This window comes from Pseudomonas sp. S2_E01, from assembly GCF_054668365.1.
This window is the reverse complement of sequence record NZ_CP162762.1, coordinates 229,211-251,009: the sequence shown is the minus strand read 5'-3', so window position 1 is coordinate 251,009 and position 21,799 is coordinate 229,211. Positions and strand designations below refer to the sequence as shown.

General features: G+C 59.5%; 20 protein-coding genes and 1 tRNA gene. 14 read left to right on the top strand and 7 right to left on the bottom strand.

All coding sequences use genetic code 11. From position 1 onward, the window contains the following. Nucleotides 1–306, top strand: a complete 306-nt coding sequence (locus AB4O36_RS01225; protein WP_460120927.1) for a YkgJ family cysteine cluster protein — start codon at nucleotides 1–3, stop codon at nucleotides 304–306. Between the two features lie 150 nt (nucleotides 307–456). Here the strand turns inward: AB4O36_RS01225 and AB4O36_RS01220 are convergent, their stop codons facing one another. The 6 genes from AB4O36_RS01220 to hemA form a co-directional block, all read right to left on the bottom strand. Next, nucleotides 457–975: an acyloxyacyl hydrolase gene (locus AB4O36_RS01220; protein WP_460120925.1), complete on the bottom strand. Its 519-nt coding sequence runs from the start codon at nucleotides 973–975 to the stop codon at nucleotides 457–459. Between the two features lie 119 nt (nucleotides 976–1,094). Beyond that, nucleotides 1,095–1,886 carry a glutamate racemase gene (murI, locus tag AB4O36_RS01215; RefSeq protein WP_460140914.1) on the bottom strand — a complete coding sequence of 264 codons (792 nt, stop codon included), beginning with the start codon at nucleotides 1,884–1,886 and terminating at the stop codon, nucleotides 1,095–1,097. Continuing rightward, entirely contained in the window at nucleotides 1,879–2,634 is a 756-nt protein-coding gene (locus tag AB4O36_RS01210) for a molybdopterin-synthase adenylyltransferase MoeB (RefSeq protein ID WP_460120921.1), read from the bottom strand. Before AB4O36_RS01210 ends, murI begins: the two co-directional genes overlap by 8 nt. Beyond that, the gene (gene prmC / locus AB4O36_RS01205; RefSeq protein ID WP_460140913.1) at nucleotides 2,628–3,458 is read right to left on the bottom strand and encodes a peptide chain release factor N(5)-glutamine methyltransferase; all 831 of its coding nucleotides are present in this window, start codon (nucleotides 3,456–3,458) and stop codon (nucleotides 2,628–2,630) included. Before prmC ends, AB4O36_RS01210 begins: the two co-directional genes overlap by 7 nt. Next, on the bottom strand, nucleotides 3,455–4,534 hold the full coding sequence (gene prfA / locus AB4O36_RS01200; protein ID WP_460120918.1) for a peptide chain release factor 1: 1,080 nt from the start codon (nucleotides 4,532–4,534) through the stop codon (nucleotides 3,455–3,457). Before prfA ends, prmC begins: the two co-directional genes overlap by 4 nt. Further along, a complete protein-coding gene (gene hemA / locus AB4O36_RS01195) occupies nucleotides 4,531–5,820 on the bottom strand; it encodes a glutamyl-tRNA reductase (RefSeq protein WP_460120916.1) in 1,290 nt (429 codons plus the stop codon). The genes prfA and hemA overlap by 4 nt, the downstream gene beginning before the upstream one ends. Nucleotides 5,821–6,055: 235 nt before the next feature. On the opposite strand from hemA, the gene AB4O36_RS01190 reads away from it, so the two are divergent. From AB4O36_RS01190 to AB4O36_RS01135, 12 genes are all read left to right on the top strand, one after another. Next, the gene (locus AB4O36_RS01190; RefSeq protein WP_460120914.1) at nucleotides 6,056–7,780 is read left to right on the top strand and encodes a tetratricopeptide repeat protein; all 1,725 of its coding nucleotides are present in this window, start codon (nucleotides 6,056–6,058) and stop codon (nucleotides 7,778–7,780) included. Nucleotides 7,781–7,784: 4 nt separating this feature from the next. Then, nucleotides 7,785–8,402, top strand: coding sequence for a lipoprotein insertase outer membrane protein LolB (gene lolB / locus AB4O36_RS01185; RefSeq protein WP_460140912.1), 618 nt, complete (start codon nucleotides 7,785–7,787; stop codon nucleotides 8,400–8,402). Between the two features lie 4 nt (nucleotides 8,403–8,406). Beyond that, nucleotides 8,407–9,258, top strand: a complete 852-nt coding sequence (gene ispE / locus AB4O36_RS01180) for a 4-(cytidine 5'-diphospho)-2-C-methyl-D-erythritol kinase (RefSeq protein WP_460120910.1) — start codon at nucleotides 8,407–8,409, stop codon at nucleotides 9,256–9,258. 36 nt (nucleotides 9,259–9,294) lie between these two features. Further along, nucleotides 9,295–9,369, top strand: a tRNA-Gln gene (locus tag AB4O36_RS01175). A 47-nt stretch (nucleotides 9,370–9,416) separates the two neighbouring features. Continuing rightward, nucleotides 9,417–10,358 carry a ribose-phosphate pyrophosphokinase gene (locus tag AB4O36_RS01170; protein WP_003171603.1) on the top strand — a complete coding sequence of 314 codons (942 nt, stop codon included), beginning with the start codon at nucleotides 9,417–9,419 and terminating at the stop codon, nucleotides 10,356–10,358. 141 nt (nucleotides 10,359–10,499) lie between these two features. Then, nucleotides 10,500–11,099 (top strand): 50S ribosomal protein L25/general stress protein Ctc, encoded by a 600-nt coding sequence (locus AB4O36_RS01165; RefSeq protein ID WP_460120907.1) that lies wholly within the window; start codon nucleotides 10,500–10,502, stop codon nucleotides 11,097–11,099. A gap of 160 nt (nucleotides 11,100–11,259) precedes the next feature. Next, the gene (pth, locus tag AB4O36_RS01160) at nucleotides 11,260–11,844 is read left to right on the top strand and encodes an aminoacyl-tRNA hydrolase (protein ID WP_008037207.1); all 585 of its coding nucleotides are present in this window, start codon (nucleotides 11,260–11,262) and stop codon (nucleotides 11,842–11,844) included. A gap of 22 nt (nucleotides 11,845–11,866) precedes the next feature. Beyond that, nucleotides 11,867–12,967, top strand: coding sequence for a redox-regulated ATPase YchF (gene ychF / locus AB4O36_RS01155; RefSeq protein WP_460120904.1), 1,101 nt, complete (start codon nucleotides 11,867–11,869; stop codon nucleotides 12,965–12,967). A gap of 549 nt (nucleotides 12,968–13,516) precedes the next feature. Further along, nucleotides 13,517–14,314, top strand: a complete 798-nt coding sequence (locus AB4O36_RS01150; protein ID WP_460120902.1) for a DUF4123 domain-containing protein — start codon at nucleotides 13,517–13,519, stop codon at nucleotides 14,312–14,314. Beyond that, nucleotides 14,311–14,841 (top strand): DUF3304 domain-containing protein, encoded by a 531-nt coding sequence (locus AB4O36_RS01145; RefSeq protein WP_460120900.1) that lies wholly within the window; start codon nucleotides 14,311–14,313, stop codon nucleotides 14,839–14,841. Before AB4O36_RS01150 ends, AB4O36_RS01145 begins: the two co-directional genes overlap by 4 nt. 98 nt (nucleotides 14,842–14,939) lie before the next feature. Then, nucleotides 14,940–15,470, top strand: coding sequence for a DUF3304 domain-containing protein (locus AB4O36_RS01140; RefSeq protein ID WP_460126548.1), 531 nt, complete (start codon nucleotides 14,940–14,942; stop codon nucleotides 15,468–15,470). Next, nucleotides 15,458–17,770, top strand: a complete 2,313-nt coding sequence (locus tag AB4O36_RS01135) for a T6SS phospholipase effector Tle1-like catalytic domain-containing protein (protein ID WP_460140911.1) — start codon at nucleotides 15,458–15,460, stop codon at nucleotides 17,768–17,770. The genes AB4O36_RS01140 and AB4O36_RS01135 overlap by 13 nt, the downstream gene beginning before the upstream one ends. Nucleotides 17,771–18,064: 294 nt before the next feature. Here the strand turns inward: AB4O36_RS01135 and AB4O36_RS01130 are convergent, their stop codons facing one another. After that, nucleotides 18,065–19,282 (bottom strand): MFS transporter, encoded by a 1,218-nt coding sequence (locus AB4O36_RS01130; protein WP_460140910.1) that lies wholly within the window; start codon nucleotides 19,280–19,282, stop codon nucleotides 18,065–18,067. A 416-nt stretch (nucleotides 19,283–19,698) separates the two neighbouring features. Between AB4O36_RS01130 and AB4O36_RS01125 the strand changes: the two genes are divergently transcribed. Beyond that, complete coding sequence (locus AB4O36_RS01125; RefSeq protein ID WP_460140909.1) at nucleotides 19,699–21,756, top strand: methyl-accepting chemotaxis protein; 2,058 nt, start codon at nucleotides 19,699–19,701, stop codon at nucleotides 21,754–21,756. Nucleotides 21,757–21,799 lie beyond the last annotated feature (43 nt).

The following is a 21,799-nucleotide window of genomic DNA, read 5'->3' as shown; positions in this document are numbered from 1 at the left end:
ATGAAAACCATCGCCCACACGCAAATCGTCGAGCCTGCAGTCACTTGCTCGACTTGCGCAGCCTGCTGCTGTCAGCTCGAAGTCATGTTGATCACCGACACGGGTGTGCCCGAGCGGTTTATCGACACGGATGATTGGGGCGGCGAAGTCATGCTGCGCCTGGACGATGGTTGGTGTGCCGCGCTGGATCGCAACACCATGATGTGCACGATCTATGAGAAGCGTCCGCTGATTTGCCGGGAGTTCGAGATGGGCGCACCGGAGTGCATCGAGGAGCGTCGGGGGATTGCTACGGCGTATCGGTAATGGCGTGTTGGGCTGACGCCATCGCGGGCAAGCCCGCTCCTACAAGAGCGCTGAACCTGCTCGCGATGGGTGTACCAGTCGATAGTGATGTTGACTGATGCACCGCATCGCGAGCGGGCTTGCTCCCACAGTTCATTTAAACAACAGGAATTACAACGGCATCGTGTAGTGCAATGCGTAACTTTCTACACCGTCGTTCGGGCTGCTGATCCCGGCGTTGGAGTAATGCGTTGCGCGAATGCCGACTTCATGCCCGCCCGCAAAACGCAGGCCGAATCCCAGACGGTCTTCGAACTGGAAGGAGCCGCCCAACTTGTTGTCTTCAAGCTCGGTGTTGGAAAACAACGCCACGCCGACCCCAAGTTCAACGTAGGGCTTCACGTTTTGACCGGCAAATTCATAAACGAACACCGGCGAGAACGACAGGCTGTTGTTGCTGGAAGTCTTGTCGCCTTCCCAGTAAGTATAGGCGCCGCTCCAGTAACCGGTCAGGCGACCAACGTCACTTTGGAGCCAGCTTTTGTCCCAATCGAAATTCATCCCCAATCGATAGGTCATGGTCGAATCGCTGGTCTGGCCGACCGCGAACTCCACGCCTGCCGCTTGGGCGGTAAAACTATTCCCCATCAACGCAGCCGCAATCGCGGCCAAACAAAACAGTCGTTTCATCAGAAACATCCTTTTGCGAACCATCACGTAAGATTTTTTCGTTATTGAGCAGAACCAGCCTATAGAAATCGGCGTTTAATCAGAAGTTCATTCTGATTAGCCATCCCCCCATAAATTGTTTATCGGTCCAAACGACTTACAACACCAGAAGACTTCCACAGTATCGGCAGAATGTGACTGAAGTGAACCGGATCGGCACTTGTCCAAAACTGTGCTTCACGCGCCGGGCCATCAGCGAGCAGATTGCGCTGCGACAAAAGCCGCTGCAATTGACGCGCCACCGCCGCGCCGGTGTCGATCAGGCTGATGTCCTCGGGGATCATCTGCCGCAGCAGCGGCTTGAGGAAAGGGTAATGGGTGCAGCCCAGGATGATGGTGTCGCAACCGGCCGCGAGCAACGGCCCAACGTAGCTGGCCAGTAGCGTGCGCAAGGCCGGACTGTGCAGGTTACCGTTTTCAATCAGTTCCACCAGGCCTGGGCAGGGCTGGGTGATCACTTGTACGTCGGTGGCGAAGCGGTCGAGCAAGGCGGCGAACTTGGCGCTTTGCAAGGTGCCGGTGGTCGCGAGGACACCGACCACGCCGCTGCGCGTCGCTGCTGCGGCGGGTTTGACCGCCGGCTCCATGCCCACGATGGGCCACTGGGGATAATCACGACGCAGGTCGGCCACCCCGGCGACTGTCGCCGTGTTGCAGGCGAGCACCAGGGCCTTGGCGCCTTGCGCCTGGAAAAAGTCGGCCATCACGCTGCATCGCAGGCGAATGAACTCCGGGGTTTTCTCGCCGTAGGGGATGTTCCCGCAGTCTGCCACGTACAGCAGCGTTTCATTGGGCAACAACCGCTGGATCTCAGCTAGCACCGACAGCCCACCGACGCCGGAATCGAACACGCCGATGGGCGCTTCACGCATGTGTTGGCCCACAAACGCGACAGCCTGGGTCACGCTTGACCCTCAGCTCACGAAAGCGTGAACCCAGAGCGTCGATCAACAAAAGGCGCCCCACCAGTGGCTCGCCGAAACCGGCCAGCATTTTCAAGGCTTCCAGCGCTTGCAGGCTGCCGACCAGGCCCACCAGCGGCCCGATCACCCCCGCTTCGCTGCAGGTCAGGTCGGCTTCGCTGCCGTGCCCGTATAAACAGTGGTAGCACGGACTGTCCGCCCGCCGGGGGTCGAACACCGACAATTGCCCTTCAAGGCGAATCGCCGCCCCGCTGACCAAAGGTTTGCCGGCGGCGACACACGCGACATTGACCGCTTCGCGGGTGGAAAAGTTATCGGAGCAATCCAGCACCAGGTCCACTGCCGCCACTGCGGCGGCCAGGGAATCCTCATCCAGCGCCGTGCGATGGGCGATCAGTTGGACCTCGGGGTTGATCGCGCTCAGTCGGCGCATCGCCGAGTCGACCTTGGTCTGGCCAACGCTGTCGGTATCGTGAATGATCTGGCGTTGCAGGTTGGTCAGGTCGACGGTGTCGAAATCCGCCAGGTGCAACTCGCCCACACCGGCTGCCGCCAGGTACAGCGCGACGGGTGATCCAAGGCCACCCAGGCCGACGATCAATACGCGGCTCTGTTTCAGGCGCGCCTGACCGTCGATGTCGACGTGTTGCAGCAAAATCTGCCGACTGTAGCGCAACAATTCCTGATCATTCAGCACGGCAGGCACCCCAGGCTGATCCGTTGGTGGCCGCCCAGATCGGTGCGGCTGTGAACCTCGGCAAACCCGTGAGTCTGCAACAGATCACGCACGGCCTCTGCCTGATCATAACCGTGTTCGAGCATCAGCCAGCCCCCCGATTCCAGGTGCTGCGGTGCCTGCGCGACGATCAGGCGCAGATCGTCCAGCCCGTCCACACCGGCAACCAACGCACTGGCCGGCTCGAAACGCACATCGCCTTTTGCCAGATGCGGATCAGTTGCTGCGATGTAAGGCGGGTTGCTGATGATCAATTGAAAACGTTGGCCGGCCAAGGCGCTGAACCAATGACTGTTCAGCACCGTGGCGTTGTCCAGTTGCAGACGCTGGCGGTTACGTTCGGCCAGGGCCACGGCTTCGATCACGCGATCCACCGCCGTGACTTTCCACGCCGGGCGCTCGCTGGCCAGGGCCAGGGCGATGGCGCCGCTACCGGTGCCCAGATCGAGCACGGTGGCCGGAGTCGCGGGCAACAGCTCCAGCGCCGCTTCCACCAGCAACTCGGTGTCAGGACGCGGTATCAGTGTGTGCGGCGCAACCTCAAGGTCAAGCTTCCAGAAACCTTGCTGACCCAGAATGTAGGCCACCGGCTCACCGCCACGACGGCGTTGCAGGTACTCGGCAAACTGCAACGCGGCTTCGCCCGGGACGATGCGCTCCGGCCAGGTGTGCAGGAAACTGCGGGACTTGCCCAATGCCGCCGCCAGCAACATCTCGGCATCCAGACGCGCCGTGGGCGAGTCGGGCAGATCGGCAGCGCGCAACAGACTGGCGATGATCGTCATTCGATGGCCGCCAGTTGATCAGCCTGGTACTCGGCCAGCAAAGGCTCGATGACCGCATCGACGCCACCGGCGAGGATTTCGTCAAGCGAATACAGGGTCAGGTTGATGCGGTGATCAGTCACCCGACCCTGGGCATAGTTATAGGTGCGGATGCGCTCGGAACGATCCCCCGAACCCACCAGCAGTTTACGCTCGCTGGCGATGGCGTTCGCTGCAGCGCTGGTCTGCTGGTCGTTGAGTTTGGCGGACAGCCAGGCCATCGCACGGGCACGGTTCTTGTGCTGGGAACGTTCTTCCTGGCACTCCACGACAATGCCCGACGGCAAGTGAGTGATGCGGATTGCCGAGTCGGTCTTGTTGACGTGCTGACCGCCCGCGCCGGAAGAACGGTACGTGTCGACACGCAGGTCCGCCGGGTTGATCTCGATCGCTTCCTGTTCGTCCGGCTCGGGCAGCACCGCCACGGTGCACGCCGATGTATGGATGCGGCCCTGGGATTCGGTGGCCGGAACCCGTTGCACACGATGCGCGCCGGATTCGAATTTCAGCTTGCCGTAAACATTCTCGCCTTCGACCCGGGCAATGACTTCTTTATAGCCGCCGTGTTCGCCTTCGTTCTCGGAGAGGATTTCCACTCGCCAGCCACGCCGCTCGGCGTAACGCGAGTACATGCGGAATAAGTCACCGGAGAAAATCGCCGCCTCGTCGCCGCCGGTGCCAGCACGGATTTCAAGGAACACGTTGCGGCCATCGTTCGGATCCTTGGGCAGCAACTGGCGCTGCAAGAGGGCTTCGATCTCGACCAGTTGCTCCTTGGCTTCACGGACTTCTTCCACGGCCATCTCGCGCATGTCGGCGTCACTGTCCTTGAGCAAAGCCTGGGCACCTTCGAGGTCGGCCTGGACCTTGAGCAGCTGCTTATAAGTCGCCACGATCGGCTCGACTTCCGCGTACTCCTTGGAATAGGCGCGGAATTTGGTCTGGTCGCTGATGACTTCGCCGTCGCCAAGCAAGGCGGTCAGTTCTTCAAAACGATCCTGGAGCACGTCCAGCTTGTTGAGCAGTGACGCTTTCATTGCGGTTTTTTATCCGAAAAGCTGTTCGATGAGCCCTCACCGAGGGCAAAGAGTTCCTGGGCCATGGCCAGCGCATCGAGGCGACCTTCGGCAGAGAGCTTTTTCAATTGAACGCTTGGCGCGTGCAAGAGTTTATTGGTCAGGCCGCGCGCCAGTTGCACCAGCACCTCTTCGGCGCTGCCACCGTTGGCCAGCAACCGCTGGGCTTTTTGCAGTTCTTCGTCGCGCAGGCGCTCGCTCTGTTGACGATAGGCCTTGAGCACATCCACCGCCGCCAGCTCGCGCAGGCGCACCATGAAATCCTCGGCGCCCACCGAGACCATTTCCTCGGCCGCTTGTGCAGCGCCCTGGCGACTTTTGAGGTTTTCGGCGACCACTTCATGGAGATCGTCGACGCTATAAAGGTAAACATCGTCCAACTCGCCGACTTCCGGCTCGATGTCCCGTGGAACGGCGATGTCCACCATGAAGATCGGCTTGTGCTTGCGCAGCTTCAGGGCACTTTCCACCGCGCCTTTGCCAAGGATCGGCAACTGGCTGGCCGTGGAACTGATGACGATGTCGCTGCGTACCAGCTCTGCCGGAATATCCGAGAGCAGCACGGCATGGGCGCCGAACTGCTCGGCCAGAATGCTCGCGCGCTCCAGCGTCCGATTGGCGACGACGATGCGCTTGACCCCGAGGTCATGCAGATGGCGGGCGACCAGGGTGATGGTCTCGCCCGCTCCGATCAGCAGGGCCTGGCTGCGTTGCAAGTCGCTGAAAATCTGCTTGGCCAGGCTGACGGCGGCAAAGGCCACAGACACCGGGTTTTCACCAATGGCGGTGTCGGTGCGCACTTGTTTGGCGGCGTTGAACGTGGCCTGGAACAGACGACCGAGCAGCGGACCGACAGTACCGGCCTCCCTCGCGACCGCATAGGCCGATTTCATCTGGCCCAGAATCTGCGGTTCACCCAGCACCAGCGAATCGAGCCCGGAGGCGACCCGCATCATGTGACGAACTGCCGCATCATCTTCATGCACATAACTGCTGGCGCGCAGCTCGTCGAGGCTCAGATGGTGATAATCCGCCAGCCAGCGCAGCACGATGTCAGCCGAAAGCTGATCCTGTTCTATATAGAGTTCACTGCGATTGCAGGTGGAGAGGATCGCAGCTTCGCGACTGTCGGTGAGTCGGCAGAGCTGCTGCAAGGCCTCAACCAGTTGCTCAGGGGTAAAGGCCACGCGCTCGCGGACGTCTACTGAAGCAGTCTTGTGGTTAATACCGAGTGCAAGGAAGGCCATTCAAAGTCGCTGATGGTGACGTGAAGCCGGCAATTGTCCTACTTCGACACACCGAGAACAACTACCCGATTTCTATTGACCCGGTAGGCGCGACCCCGGCTTGCGAGCGCTTCTCGTTTACACCTCATTCTCACCCGCCATGACGAGGGCAAACGGGAAAATGGTCGGGCGGTTATGTTTGCAAGATGGCTTGTGTCATGATGGCCCGACCGCAGGTTAGTCGTCCTCTTCCTATATGAATAGATCTTCCGCGTTGCTCCTAGCTTTTGTCTTCCTCAGCGGCTGCCAGGCCATGGCACCCGTTTCGTCGGACGGTACGCCGCCGGTCGAAGACAGCACTCCGGCCCCTGAAAAACCCAAGGTCTACAGCTCATTCAGCGAAGAAACCGTCTTCAGCCTGCTGAGCGCCGAACTGGCTGGCCAGCGCAATCGTTTCGACATTGCCCTGGACAACTATGTGACCCAGGCCATCAATACCCAGGACCCGGGCATCTCCGAGCGTGCCTTTCGCATCGCCGAGTACCTGGGCGCCGACCAGGCAGCTCTGGACACCGCTTTGATCTGGGCGAAAAACGCGCCGGACGATCTTGAGGCCCAACGGGCTGCCGCCGTGCAACTGGCGCGCGCAGGACGCTATGACGACTCCATGGTCTATATGGAGAAAGTCCTGCAAGGCAAGGGCGATACGCATTTCGACTTCCTTGCCCTGTCTGCGGCGGATACCGATCAGGAAACCCGCAACGGCCTGATGAAAAGTTTCGACCGATTGTTGCAGCGTCATCCGAACAACAGCCAACTGATTTTTGGCAAGGCACTGCTGATGCAGCAGGACGGCGACAATAAGGGTGCATTGACCCTGCTGGAAGATAACCCGCCGGAAGAAGGTGAGATCGCGCCGATCCTCTTGCGCGCACGCTTGTTGCAAGTCCTCGGGCGCGGTGATGAAGCGCTGCCCCTGCTCAGAAAAAGCATCAAGCAGTACCCGGACGACAAACGCCTGCGCCTGACTTATGCGCGCATGCTGGTCGAACAGGATCGCATGGACGACGCCAAGGTCGAGTTCTCGAGCCTGGTCCAGCAATACCCGGAAGACGACGAACTGCGTTACTCCCTTGCGCTGGTCTGCCTGGAAGCCAAGGCATGGGACGAGGCCAAGGGTTACCTGGAAGACCTGATTGCCCGGGAAAGCCACGTCGACTCGGCGCACCTGAACCTTGGCCGTATCGCTGAAGAGCGTAACGACCCCCAGGGCGCACTGATCGAGTACGCCCAGGTTGGCCCGGGCAACGATTACCTGCCGGCGCAACTGCGTCAGGCCGACATCATGATGAACAACGGCAAGACCGCCGAAGCGCAAAGACGGCTGGCGGCCGAACGAGATGAACAGCCGGATTACGCGATCCAGCTTTACCTGATCGAAGCCGAGACCCTGTCCGCCAATAAACAGGAAGACAAGGCCTGGGGTGTGCTGGCCAAGGCGTTGCAGCAATACCCGGACGATCCGAACTTGCTGTACACCCGCGCCATGCAGGCGGAAAAACGCAATGACCTGGCGCAGATGGAGAAAGACCTGCGCCTGATCATCAAGCGCGACCCGGACAACGCGATGGCACTGAACGCCCTCGGCTACACCTTGTCCGATCGTACGACACGTTATGTCGAAGCCAAGGCGCTGATCGAGCAGGCACACCAGATCAATCCGGAAGACCCGGCGGTACTCGACAGCCTCGGCTGGGTGAATTTCCGCATGGGCAACCTCGACGAAGCCGAAGCCTTGTTGCGCAAGGCGCTGGAGCGCTTCCCCGACCAGGAAGTCGCCGCTCACCTGGGTGAAGTCCTGTGGGCCAACGGCAAGCAGCGAGAAGCCCGGCAAATCTGGAGCAAGTTCCTTACCGAACAACCCGACAGCCCCATCCTGCGCGACACCATCAAGCGCCTGACCGGATCAGAGACTCTTTAAGATTATGTTTTTGCGCCACCTCATCGTATTCAGCTTCATCGCCCTGCTCGCCGGTTGCGCGGGCTTCGGCGCCCGTGAATCGGTCCAGGGCCAGGGCAACCAGGCCCAATGGCGCGAGCACAAGGCGCAATTGGCCGGCATCGATGGCTGGCAGATCAACGGCAAGATCGGCATTCGCGCGCCGAAGGATTCGGGTAGCGGCACGTTGTTCTGGCTGCAACGCCAGGATTACTACGACATCCGCCTGTCCGGCCCACTGGGTCGCGGCGCCGCGCGCTTGACTGGCTCGCCGGGCAAGGTTTCGCTGGAGGTCGCCAACCAGGGGCGCTATGAAGCGCCGACCCCGGAAGTGCTGCTCGAAGAACAACTGGGTTGGAACCTGCCGGTGTCACACTTGAACTGGTGGGTACGTGGGCTTCCGGCACCGGACAGCAAGAGTCGCCTGACGCTGGACACCGACAGCCGCCTGGCCAAGCTGGATCAGGATGGCTGGCAGGTCGAATACCTTAGCTATAGCGAACAGAACGGCTACTGGCTGCCCGAGCGGATCAAACTGCACGGCGCCGACCTTGATGTCACATTGGTGATCAAGGAATGGCAACCTCGCAAGCTGGGACAGTGAAATCATGACGGTCCCACGCCTGACCCTGCCCTCCCCGGCCAAGCTCAACCTGATGTTGCATATCCTCGGCCGTCGTGAAGACGGCTATCACGAGTTGCAGACGATTTTTCAGTTTCTCGATTACGGCGATGAAATCACTTTTGCCGTACGCGACGACGGCGTGATTCAACTGCACACCGAATTCGAAGGCGTACCTCACGACAGCAACCTGATCGTTCGGGCGGCGAAAAAACTCCAGGAGCAATCCGGTTGCACTCTGGGGATCGACATCTGGATCGAAAAAATCCTGCCCATGGGCGGCGGTATTGGTGGCGGCAGTTCAAACGCCGCGACGACTTTGCTGGGTCTCAATCACCTCTGGCAACTGGGGTGGGATGAAGATCGCCTGGCCGCACTGGGCCTGTCGCTGGGGGCTGACGTCCCGGTTTTCGTGCGTGGCCACGCGGCTTTCGCCGAGGGCGTGGGCGAGAAACTCACCCCGGTAGACCCCGAGGAACCGTGGTATCTCGTGCTTGTGCCGCAAGTATCTGTAAGTACAGCAGAAATTTTTTCAGATCCACTGTTGACACGTAACTCTCCTCCCATTAAAGTGCGCCCCGTTCCCAAGGGAAACAGTCGAAATGACTGCTTACCGGTGGTAGCAAGGCGTTATCCAGATGTTCGTAACGCATTGAATTTGTTAGGTAAATTTACCGAAGCAAAACTCACCGGAACTGGAAGTTGTGTGTTTGGGGGCTTCCCAAGCAAAGCTGAAGCTGATAAAGTCTCGGCCCTTCTTACAGAGACCCTTACAGGGTTTGTAGCAAAAGGAAGCAACGTTTCGATGTTGCATCGCAAGCTGCAAAGTCTGCTCTAAAGGAACCGAGTACTGGGTACTCGTTGCAACAGATACAGGGGCGTCGCCAAGCGGTAAGGCAGCAGGTTTTGATCCTGCCATGCGTTGGTTCGAATCCAGCCGCCCCTGCCATTTTCCTATACTCATCCAGGTATACCCTCAGCCTTCAGGTACTGCGCGTGTCCAAGATGATGGTCTTTACGGGGAACGCTAACCCCGATCTGGCTCGGCGTGTCGTACGTCAGCTGCATATCCCTCTCGGTGACATCTCTGTCGGTAAGTTTTCCGACGGTGAAATTACTGCCGAGATCAATGAAAATGTCCGCGGTAAAGACGTCTTCATTATTCAGCCGACCTGCGCTCCGACCAACGATAACCTGATGGAACTGGTCGTGATGGCTGATGCCTTCCGCCGCTCCTCGGCTACTCGTATCACTGCTGTTATTCCTTACTTTGGTTATGCCCGTCAGGATCGCCGTCCGCGTTCCGCACGTGTGGCTATCAGCGCGAAAGTCGTGGCTGACATGCTGACCGTCGTTGGCATCGACCGTGTTCTCACGGTTGACCTGCACGCTGACCAGATCCAGGGTTTCTTCGATATTCCGGTAGATAACATCTACGGCTCCCCGGTACTGGTGGATGACATTGAAGATCAGCGCTTCGAAAACCTGATGATCGTGTCCCCGGACATTGGTGGCGTCGTGCGTGCACGTGCCGTTGCCAAATCCCTGGGCGTGGATCTCGGGATCATCGACAAACGCCGTGAGAAAGCCAATCACTCCGAAGTGATGCATATCATCGGTGATGTCGAAGGGCGTACCTGCATCCTGGTCGATGACATGGTCGACACCGCCGGCACCCTGTGCCACGCGGCCAAGGCTTTGAAAGAGCATGGCGCGGCCAAGGTTTTCGCCTATTGCACGCACCCTGTGCTGTCGGGTCGGGCGATCGAGAACATTGAAAATTCCGTGCTGGACGAACTGGTGGTGACCAACACCATCCCGTTGTCCGCAGCTGCACAAGCCTGTGCGCGTATCCGCCAACTGGATATCGCACCGGTTGTTGCCGAAGCGGTCCGCCGCATCAGCAATGAAGAATCGATCAGCGCGATGTTCCGCTAAGGGCCCTGCCCTTCTCGAACACCCTGTTGACGAAAAGCGCCCCGCCCCGGCATCACCTGCCGGGGCGGGGCTTTTTTGCCCATACCGTGTCTGGCGCTGGTCGCAAACGCCAACCGGTGATGGCTATTTTGGAGATACAAAATGACTGACTTTACTCTGAACGCTCAAGCGCGTACTGACCTGGGGAAAGGTGCGAGCCGCCGCCTGCGTCACGCTCTGAACATCCCGGCCGTTGTATACGGTGGTGACAAGCCTGCTGAATCCCTGACCATCGTGGCCAAGGAAATGGCCAAGCTGTTCGAAAACGAAGCGGCCTACAGCCACGTTATCGAGCTGAACGTTGACGGCAAAAAGCAAAACGTCATCGTTAAAGCCATGCAACGTCATCCAGCCAAGCAATTCATCATGCACGCTGACTTCGTGCGCGTTGTTGCTGGCCAGAAACTGACTGCAAAAGTACCGGTTCACTTCATCAACGAAGAAGCTCCGGTCAAGAAAGGCGGCGAAATCTCTCACGTTCTGAACGAGATCGAAGTTTCCTGCGAAGCCAAGGACCTGCCTGAATTCATCGAAGTCGACCTGGCTAAGGCCGAAGTCGGTTCGATCATTCACCTGTCCGACCTCAAAGCCCCTAAAGGCGTTGAGTTCGTTGCTCTGGCACACGGCGATGACAAGGCTGTTGCCAACGTCCACGCTCCACGTGTTGCTCCAGAAGCTACCGAAGAAGGCGCTGCAGAGTAATTTCACTCTGTACGCCGGAGTGACGGAAACATCGCGGACTGGAACGTAGCGAGAAAGCGGGCGGGAACGCGGAGTTTACATTCATGGTAAATGAGCATTTTTCGTCCGCCACTTGCACCGGCGGCGATGTTATCCACCACTTCAAGGAAGGGCCCCTATCGTGACTGCCATCAAACTGATCGTTGGCCTGGGAAATCCAGGCGCTGAATACGAACAGACCCGGCATAACGCAGGGGCCCTTTTTGTTGAGCGCATCGCGAACGCACAAGGTGTCAACCTTGTCGCCGATCGCAAATATTTCGGCCTGACCGGGCGCTATTCGCACCAGGGTCAGGATGTTCGTCTGCTGATTCCCACCACCTACATGAACCGCAGCGGCCAGGCCGTGGCGGCACTCGCCGGTTTCTTCCGCATCAAGCCCGAAGAAATCCTGGTGGCGCATGACGAACTCGACCTGCCTCCGGGCGTTGCCAAGCTTAAACAGGGCGGCGGTCACGGCGGTCACAACGGGTTGCGCGACATCATTGCGCAATTGGGTAATCAGAATACCTTCTACCGCTTGCGGCTTGGCATTGGCCACCCGGGCGTAGCCAGTATGGTTTCAAATTTCGTCCTGGGTCGCGCGCCTCGCGCCGAACAGGAAAAACTCGATGCCAGCATCGACTTTGCCCTCGGCGTGCTGCCGGATATCCTCGCCGGTGAATGGAACCGCGCGATGAAAAACCTGCACAGCCAGAAGGCCTGACTCTAATCCGAGGGGAAACACCATGGGATTCAATTGCGGCATCGTCGGCCTGCCTAACGTCGGCAAGTCCACCCTGTTCAACGCGCTGACCAAATCCGGGATCGCGGCCGAGAACTTCCCCTTCTGCACCATCGAACCGAACAGCGGTATCGTGCCGATGCCGGATCCGCGTCTGGACGCCCTGGCCGCCATCGTCAACCCAAAACGCATCCTGCCGACCACCATGGAATTCGTCGACATTGCAGGCCTGGTGGCCGGCGCGTCGAAAGGTGAAGGCCTGGGCAACAAGTTCCTGGCCAACATCCGTGAAACCGATGCCATCGCCCACGTGGTCCGCTGCTTCGAAGACGAGAACGTGATTCACGTCTCCAACAGCGTCGACCCGAAACGCGACATCGAGATCATCGACCTGGAACTGATCTTCGCCGACCTCGACAGCTGCGAGAAGCAACTGCAGAAAGTCGCGCGCAATGCCAAGGGTGGCGACAAGGACGCCGTGGTCCAGAAAGGTCTGCTGGAGCAATTGATCGCTCACTTCACCGAAGGCAAGCCGGCGCGCAGCCTGATGAAGAACATGGGCAGCGACGAGAAGCTGGTGATCAAGGGCTTCCACCTGCTGACCACCAAGCCGGTGATGTACATCGCCAACGTTGCTGAAGACGGCTTCGAAAACAACCCGCACCTGGACGTGGTCAAGGCCATTGCCGAAGAAGAAGGCGCCGTGGTTGTTCCGGTCTGCAACAAGATCGAAGCGGAAATCGCCGAGCTCGACGACGGCGAAGAGAAAGACATGTTCCTCGAAGCCCTGGGCCTTGAAGAACCGGGCCTGAACCGCGTGATCCGCGCCGGCTACGAAATGCTCCACCTGCAGACTTACTTCACCGCCGGTGTCGAAGAAGTCCGCGCCTGGACCGTGCGCGTTGGTGCCACCGCACCACAAGCCGCTGGCGTGATCCACACCGACTTCGAAAAAGGCTTCATCCGTGCCGAAGTGATCGCCTACAACGACTTCATCCAGTTCAAGGGTGAAGCCGGTGCCAAGGAAGCCGGCAAATGGCGCCTGGAAGGCAAGGATTACATCGTGAAGGACGGCGACGTGATGCACTTCCGTTTCAACGTGTAAGTCGCTTTCTTACACGGCGGACAGACAAAACCCCCTGGGACTCAACCTCCCAGGGGGTTTTTCTTTGGCCCGCAATTGGTGTGCAGGTGTCGACCCACCACGATGGTTGTGGACGATGACGCTCCGCAACCCTGTAGGAGCGAGCACGTCGAGGCGTCGAACCGTCGCGATGGTCGTCAACGATACGCTGGACACCTGATGCCCCGCGGTGTTCTTGCGTCCATCGCGAGCAAGCTCGCTCCTACAGAAAAGGTCGCGTTTTCAGATACTCGTATGGATCTGGAAACTTCCTACGGATCTCACGCTGTAACATTTGGACGCTTCCTACACGACCATCAGAAGCATCCTATTTCAACTATTTTCCATCCCTTGAACACTGTCCCGCATCCACCGCGGGTAGATAAACAACCTCCCGCGCCAACCAGGCCAGGGAGGCTTGAGCATGAACGCACCCCCGATCTTCTTCGACCACAGCCGCCATAACCGCTGGGCGCGCGACCGTAAGCCGATCCCTGTTGCGCGCCTAATTGCGTACAGGGAGGCCCAGGCATGACGTCGAGCATCAGTGATACCTGGCTCGAACAACTGAAATCGTCCTGCGCCGAGGCCTCCATCACCTGCCTGGACATCATCATCGACCAGGCGGGCGGTGCACCGATGTTGTCCAGTGTCCTCAGCGTCGAGCCCGCGCTGCCTTGGCAATCGTTGTTCACTGGGCTGCCCGAGGCGAGTGCCGAGGATCTGGCGCCTTTGTTGGTGCGGGTCGATCTTGCGCAGCCGCTTCAGCGGCAATGGCTGAAGGGACTGATCCAATTCCTGAACAATCGATCGCAATTGTTGGTGCTGGCGTCCTGCTGGCCGTTTGAAGTGCTGGCCGAAAATCTGGGTCAATGCCTGGAAGCCCGCCATGCGGGGCGATTGGGGCTGTTGCGCTACTACGATCCGCGGATATTTCCATTGCTGTTCAGCCATGTGCTGCAAGTCGACCAGCAGCAAGTGTTGTTACGCCCGGCGTTGTTCTGGAGCTGGCTGGATATCGATGGTGAACCTCGGTGGTTGATGGGCAACCCTGACAGGCCGCCGAGCCCACACAACTTCACTCACATCGAACTCAGTGACGTGCAGTTGCAAGCGTTTGCTTGTATCTGCGACGCCCTGCAAGCGACGGAAGATCTTCATGAAGCGCTGCCGAGCGACTGGAGTGCCCAGCAGCGATTTGACGCGTGCTGCCTGGCCTTGTTCGAAGCACTCCAGAACGGACTGTCGCTCACTTCGGAACGTGATAGTTACCTCCTCGGCAGGTTGCTGGGTGCTGGCGTTAGCTCCTCCAGCGACATGAGGAAATGAACCCCATGCCGACATTTTCAAGCGGCGGTTATCGCGCCGTCCTATTCGGTGCTCTGGTGTCAATTGTAACTCCTCCAAAAGCCTCGGCGGGAACCCTCGAAGCGATCAATCACACCCATTGGGCGATCAATCAATTCGCGGTCAATGGTCGATCGGGGTTGGACATTATTGGTCCGTATCAGGGTGGCGGTGGAGGGTGTTGTTACATCGCCCCTTCTCAGTGGAAGCCGGGTATGACGGTGCGTATTGAGTGGGAGACTGGAGTTGGCAGTTCGAAAGGTTTCCCCGGTTTCGGTGACGAAGCTAAATACGATGCCTGGCTTGACAGCATTGATGCCCAAAAACGCCAACACAGCAAATACGTTCCCATCCCCGACTACTCCGGCCAAAAAGTCTGCGGACTCACCGTGCACTTCCTGCCCTGCGATGAACTTCAAGTCACCACCTCCTGCGACGCCTACGGCAGCCCCGAATATCCAATCAAAACCCCGTTGAACCTGCCGGAGCCGCAATCATGTCCGCAGTGAATCATCCCAGCGTTTGGTATCCACCTGCCTTTCCCGTGCAGGTCCGTCTGCCGCGTCGAGAGGGACACGCCCGTCAAAACCTTGCGCGTCATGAGGGAATGAACTCTAAGGCGATATTTTCAAGCGGCAGTTGTCGCGCCGTTCTGTTCGGGGCTCTGGTGTCGGTTTTAACCGCCCAAAACACCTCGGCGGGAACCCTCGAAGCGATCAACCACACTCACTGGGCGATCAATCAATTCGCGGTCAATGGTCGCTCGGGGTTGGACATTATTGGTCCCTATCAGGGGGGCGGTGGAGGGTGTTGTTACATCGCGTCTTCGCGGTGGAAGCCGGGGATGACGGTGCGTGTTGAGTGGGAAACCGGAGTTGCATACTCCGACGATTTCCCAGGTTTTGGTGACTGGCCAAAGTATCTTGAATGGGTAGAGCGGATCGACGCACAAAAACGTCGGCACAGCCAAGTGGTACCTGTTCCCGACTATTCTGGCCAAAAAGTCTGCGGACTCACCGTGCACTTCCTGCCCTGCGATGAACTTCAAGTCACCACCTCCTGCTACGGCTATGGCAGCCCCGAATATCCCATCAAAACCCCGTTGAACCTGCCGGAGCCACAATCATGTCCGCAGTAAACCATGTCAGCGTTTGGTATCCCTCACCCTATCCCGTGCAAGGCCGTCTGCCCCGCCGAGAGGGGCAAGTTCGCCAGAACCTGCGGCGCCAGGCCGAATGGGAAGTTGGTCACCATGATGCTCTCAGCGTAGCGGCTGGCCACAGGGTCTTGCCACCCTGCTGCAAGACGCTGCACATCAGTCTGTGCTTCGACGGCACTGGCAACAACCTCAACAACGATCTCTACCTGTCGACGCCTCCGAACCCGACCAATATCGCCAGGATGTTCCGCGCCAGCATTGGCACCGGCCACGCGGGCGGCACCGGGCACGCCAGCAGCAAGGCGAGGGGACTGATTGATTTCACAAGCGCGGGCAACAACCAGTATTTCAAATACTACATGCCCGGTGTCGGCACACCTTTTGCCGAAGTGGGTGACCTGGATTACACCCAACTGGGCATGGCTACCGGGTGGTATGGCGAGGAACGCATCAACTGGGCGTTGTTGATGATCATCGATGCGCTCAGGCGCAGCCTGGATTTACCCCGAATGGATAACGCTGCGCTGCTCGGCTCCGTCAAAGCCATGGGTACGTTGGTGGGGATGGAGTCCGGCGGGGAGACCAATCGAGCTAACGTGTTTGATAAACAGCTGGCAGCCCTTGAACAGCCCCTACGCACAGCGCTGGAAGACAATTTGCCGGCGCGCCCGAAACTGTTGGGCATCAAGCTCTATGTGTATGGATTTTCCCGCGGTGCGGCAGCGGCCAGAGCCTTCGTCAACTGGCTCAACCAGTTGCTGGACAGCAGTGCCACGACGCCCTCGCTGAATTTCAAGGACTTGACCCTCCCCGTCAGCGTCGAGTACCTGGGGTTGCTGGACACCGTGGCGTCGGTGGGTCTCGCCGATATTGCGTTTGGGGCAGACGGGCATATGGGCTGGGCCGATAGCAGCCAGGAAATACCAGACCGGTTGGTCAAGCGCTGCCTGCATCTGGTGGCCAGTCATGAGCAGCGGTTGTGTTTTCCATCGGAGTCGATTCGCCGGGCGGGTGGTGGCTATCCGGTCAACTCCATGGAAGTGATTTATCCGGGGGTGCATTCGGATGTGGGTGGAGGGTACCCGCCGGGAGATCAGGGGAAAGCTTTGAGTTCTGTTTCCTGGGAGGGAGATGGATTGCTGCTTTCGCAGATCGCGCTAAATGATTTGTACGCTGACGCTTTCGCACATGGTGCGCCACTGAAAGTACCAAAGCACTCTTTACCCGTCGGATTGTCAACCGAGCACTGGCGCGCAATGGAGGACGACTTGGTAAAGGCTTTTGGTGTTTCGCCAGTGCTGGCTGAACGCTTCAACGCTTGGCGCGAAATAACTCTGAATTTGCTCCCAGTTCGCCAGCCATTAAGCCCCGAGCAAACGGACTACTACGAACCCCTCTCAGCCTCCACCATTTTGGAAGAGGCCATGCGCAACCAACTGGGCTGGATCACTGCCTGGCGCATCGACCGTTACGGTTTTTCCAGCCTCCGACAAACAGCGTTTTACCAACAAGCAAGCGACACGCAAGTCGATCCTTATGTGCAGCAAAAAGCCGAGGCAGCGCGAGAAGCAAAACAGAACGCCATCAAAAACATCCGAAAAGAACAGCTGATCAACGAACGTGTCCCGGGCACCGAAAAGAAACCCATGGAGCCCGGCGTCAAGGACTTCGACGCTGACATGGCGCAGACCCAACTGCGCGAGGCCGCTCAGGAGTTCAGCCTGGACTACCGCAACATCGACAACATTGAAACCATAGTGCTCTGGTTGGCAGCCCTGACGCTCCTCCCGGCAATCATGCTCAATCAAATGACTGTGAAAGTGCGAGCCGAGCGCGCGGCGATCAAGGCCCTGGGCATGAAGCGCGTCAGCCAGCTGTTCCCACCGCCCAAATTCGAGCGCAACCACGTCGATGAAAAAACGCGCCACAACGTGGATGAAAGCCGTAATGCGCAAGAAGCCACCGGATTACTGCGTGCCTTGTTCGACGATCAGGTTCACGACTCGCGCGCCTGGTTCCTCTACGCCAAAGGCCGTGAGCGTGGGGGCACCTATTTCAGTGAGCGGATGGTGTTCTTCGGCGAAGCCAACCGACGGGAGTTGGTGCTGCTCAAGGAGGTCAACGGCGTGATGGTGGCCGACAGCCGTCACTCCCAACCGCGACCGACGCCGACTTCGATCTTTGATGCCGAAACTCTCGCTGATATGCAAAGAAGGCTCAGCGCACGCTGGGAAACTTTCGAGGCGCAAGCCAAGGAGGCCCGCGATGGTGTGGTTTGATCAAGCGGCCTGAGCATCGCGCAAACCATCGCCAGGGCCCATGGCGATCACCTGTCGCTGTACAACCGCGAGCAGGGTGGGCTGGATGCGACGATCAGGCTCAAGGCGGATGGTTGAACTGACCACAATCTGAAACTGTGGAAGCAATCCCTGTGGGAGCGGCGGTGCGACGATTCGACTTGCCCGCGATGGCGGAGTGTCAGTCTCATCTTCGCTCGATGACACACCCTAATCGCGGGCAAGCCCGCTCCCACAGGTCCTGTTCCCACAGGGATTTTTCACAGGCCGGATTTATCAGGCCTTCCTGGTCCTCGGCAGGAAAATCGCCAGCACCCCGAACAACGGCAGGAACGAGCACAGGAAGTACACATACTCGATACCGTGGATGTCCGCCAGGTGCCCCAGCAAGGCCGCGCCGATCCCGCCGAAGCCGAACATCAGGCCGAAGAACACTCCAGCGATCATACCGACGTTACCCGGCACCAGCTCCTGCGCGTACACCACGATGGCCGAGAATGCCGAGGCGAGGATGAAGCCGATCACCACGCTGAGCACGCTGGTCCAGAACAGGTCGACGTGCGGCATGATCAGGGTGAACGGTGCCACGCCGAGGATCGAGAACCAGATCACCGCCTTGCGGCCGATCTTGTCGCCGATCGGCCCACCGAAGAAGGTGCCCGCCGCCACTGCGCCGAGGAACAGGAACAGGTGCAGTTGCGAGCTGGCCACCGACAGGTCGAACTTCTCGATCAGGTAGAAGGTGAAATAGCTGGTGAGGCTGGCCATGTAGAAATACTTGGAGAACACCAGCAGGCCCAGCACCACCAGGGCACTGATCACCCTGTTCTTCGACAGGCCGTGGGTGGCCGCATGGCCCTGCTTGAGCTTGAACAGGCTCAGGTGGTTGGCGTACCAACGACTGATGCGGTAGAGCACGAACAGCGCAAACACCGCGAACAGGCCGAACCACGCCACATGGCCCTGGCCGAACGGAATGATGATCGCAGCCGCCAGCAGCGGGCCGAACGCGGAACCTGCGTTACCGCCGACCTGGAAGGTCGACTGCGCCAGGCCGAAGCGTCCGCCCGAAGCCAGGCGCGCGATGCGCGAGGCTTCCGGGTGGAAGGTCGACGAACCGATACCGATCAACCCGGCCGCCAGCAGGATCAGCGGGAAGCTGCCAACCACCGACATCATCAGGATGCCGATCAGCGTGCACACCGTGCCGGCCGGCAACAGCCAGGGCTTGGGATGGCGATCGGTGTGGTAACCGACCCAGGGCTGCAACAGCGAGGCGGTCAACTGGAAGGTCAAGGTAATCAGGCCGACCTGGGTGAAGGTCAGGCCGTAATTGTCCTTGAGCATCGGGTAGATCGACGGCAACACTGACTGGATCAGGTCGTTGATCAAATGCGCCAGCGCCACGGCGCCGATGATGGACATGACCAGGGGACTGCTTTGTGGGGTCGCGGACGCCGGCGTCGTGCCGGTCTGGGCATTGCTGATAGCCATGGGAATTTCCGTACAACAGATGGGTGCACACGGGCAGGTGCGTCAATGTGCCATTTTTCGGTGCAGATGCGCCATCCCCTTAGGCAGCTAACGAACGGAACATGTTGACCTGTAGGAGCGAGCTTGCTCGCGATGACGGTGTGTCTGGCAATTCATTTGCGTATGACACACCGCAATCGCGAGCAAGCCCGCTCCCACAAGGTAATAGCCCATCGCCATGGTCTGAATCTTGCCTTGTTATTGGCTTCAACGCGGCGTTCTTACAAAGGACGTCGAGAATGGGAAGTTTCGCTACAGAATCGGCCTACAGAGCTGACCAGGGTGAACTTCCGAGGCCTTTAAAAGGGGCACGAGTCGCGGTCGCAATGACTTCGACGCACGCCAATGGTGCGTGGTGCCCACAGGAGTCGTGGGGCATGCAGGCTTTTTTATCGCCGGGTATTTCGTTGTTGGGTCGTTTTGGCTTTGCCCGCAAATTTCAGTTGTTGTTCCTGCTGTTTATCCTGCCGCTGGCGGGCAGCCTGCTGATGATTGGCCAGGACTACCGGGCCAAGTTAAGCCTGATCTCCGGCGAACGGGCCGGCGTGCGGCAACTGCTGGCACTCGACGCACTGGATAACCTGCTGTCCGCCCAGCGTGACCGCGCCGCCCGCTGGCGCGCCACCGAGACCAATCGCCAGCCGACACCTGCGACCCTCGCCGCCGTGTCGGCATTCGACGCCGTGCAGCCCGCTCTCACCCAGGCCACCACCGACCTGGCTGGTACGCTACAAACCGAAGGTGCCGACACCCAGACCCTGGGCCGCTTTCAGGCCCTGCAAACCGCGCTCGACGGCCTCGATTCAAAAAGCCTGAGCAGCGTGGGCTGGTGGCCCGACGGTTATGATCGATTCACGAACGCCTTGAGTGCCCTGCAAGCGCTGCGCGAACAGATCGCCATGGACAATCGCCTGACCCTGGCGCCATGGCTGGAAACCTACCTGCTGACTCAAATTTCCACCCAGCACGCGCCTGACCTGATCGAGCGCGTCGGCCGGCTGGCGAGTGTCGGTCAGGCCTCGGTGGTCTCCGGGCAATTCACCCTGCAGAGCCGCCTGCAACTACGCGACCTGCGCAGCCGCATCGGCGATGCCCGCGAACAGCTTGTAAAAACTGCGAGCTTGCTGGAGGCGCGTCTGCCCAGCAACCTGCAAAGTTGGGCCGGGCACTACCACGACAGCCTGAAAAACCTCGACGCCGAACTGAAAGTGCTGGACGACGGCGTGTTCGGCGGCAGCATCCAGCTCAAGCCCGAGGAATTCGAGCGCGGTCTCGACGCCCTGCTCGGTGACCTCGCCACATTGCGTCAGCAGTCGTTGGTGTCGCTGGATCAGCGCCTGGATGATTACCAGGGTTCGGCAATCCGCCAGTTCATTGTGGTGGCGGCTGTCTTTGGCTGCCTGTTGTTGGCAGCGCTGTACCTGTTCATCTGTTTGCAGGCCTCGATCCGCCGCAGCGCCAGCGGCATTACGCTGCTGGCCGAAGCCCTGCGCGACGGCAACCTGAGCCTGCAAGTCGCGGTTGAGGGGCGCGATGAATTGGCGGCAATCAGCACGGCGCTCAATGTTGCCGTGGTGCAACTGCGCACGAGCCTGCTGGGAGTCGATCACGAGACCCTGCAATTGAGTCATGCGGTGCGCACGCTCAATCAGCATTCCAGCGGCGCCCTGAATGAAGTCGAAGCGCAGCAATTGCAGATCAGCCAGATCGCCGCCGCCGCCACGCAATTGGCTGCCACCTCGCAAGGCGTGGCCCAGAGCTGTGAACAGGCCTCCGGCAGCGCCCAGCACACCCAGCGCATCGCCGCTGATAGCAGCCGCGACAGCCAACGCACCACCGCGAGCATCCAGCAGCTCAACCAGCGCTTGAATGAAACGGCGGCGGCGCTTGGGCGCGTCAGTGAACAAGGCCAGCAGATTCAACTGGTGGTCGACACCATTCGCGGCGTCGCCGAACAGACCAATCTGCTGGCGCTCAACGCCGCCATCGAAGCCGCCCGTGCCGGTGAACAGGGCCGTGGTTTCGCCGTGGTCGCCGATGAGGTGCGCAGCCTGTCACAACGCACCCAGACTTCCACGGCGCAGATCGCCGGCACCGTCGACAGCCTGCGCAATACCGTCGATGAAGCCGTGAGCCTGATGGAGGCCGCGTGTGGTCAAGCGCAGTCAGACGCCCAAGCCGTCACCGGCCTGGGCGAGCGCCTGGGGGAAATCGCCAGCGCCGTGCAAAGCGTTACCGACACCCTGACGCAGATCGCCACGGCGGTCGACGAGCAAGCCAGCACCGCCGATGAAGTCAGCAGCAACATCCAGCAGGTCGATCAGGCGGCGGTGCGCTTGCTCGAAGGCGCACGGGCGGTGAACCTGGCGGCGGACACGTTGAGCCACGGCAGCAAGGCATTGAGTACTAATACCGGGAGATTTCAGCTCGGATGATCGCGGCAGGAAGGGGTTTTTCACCCTTTGCGGATAAGCGGTT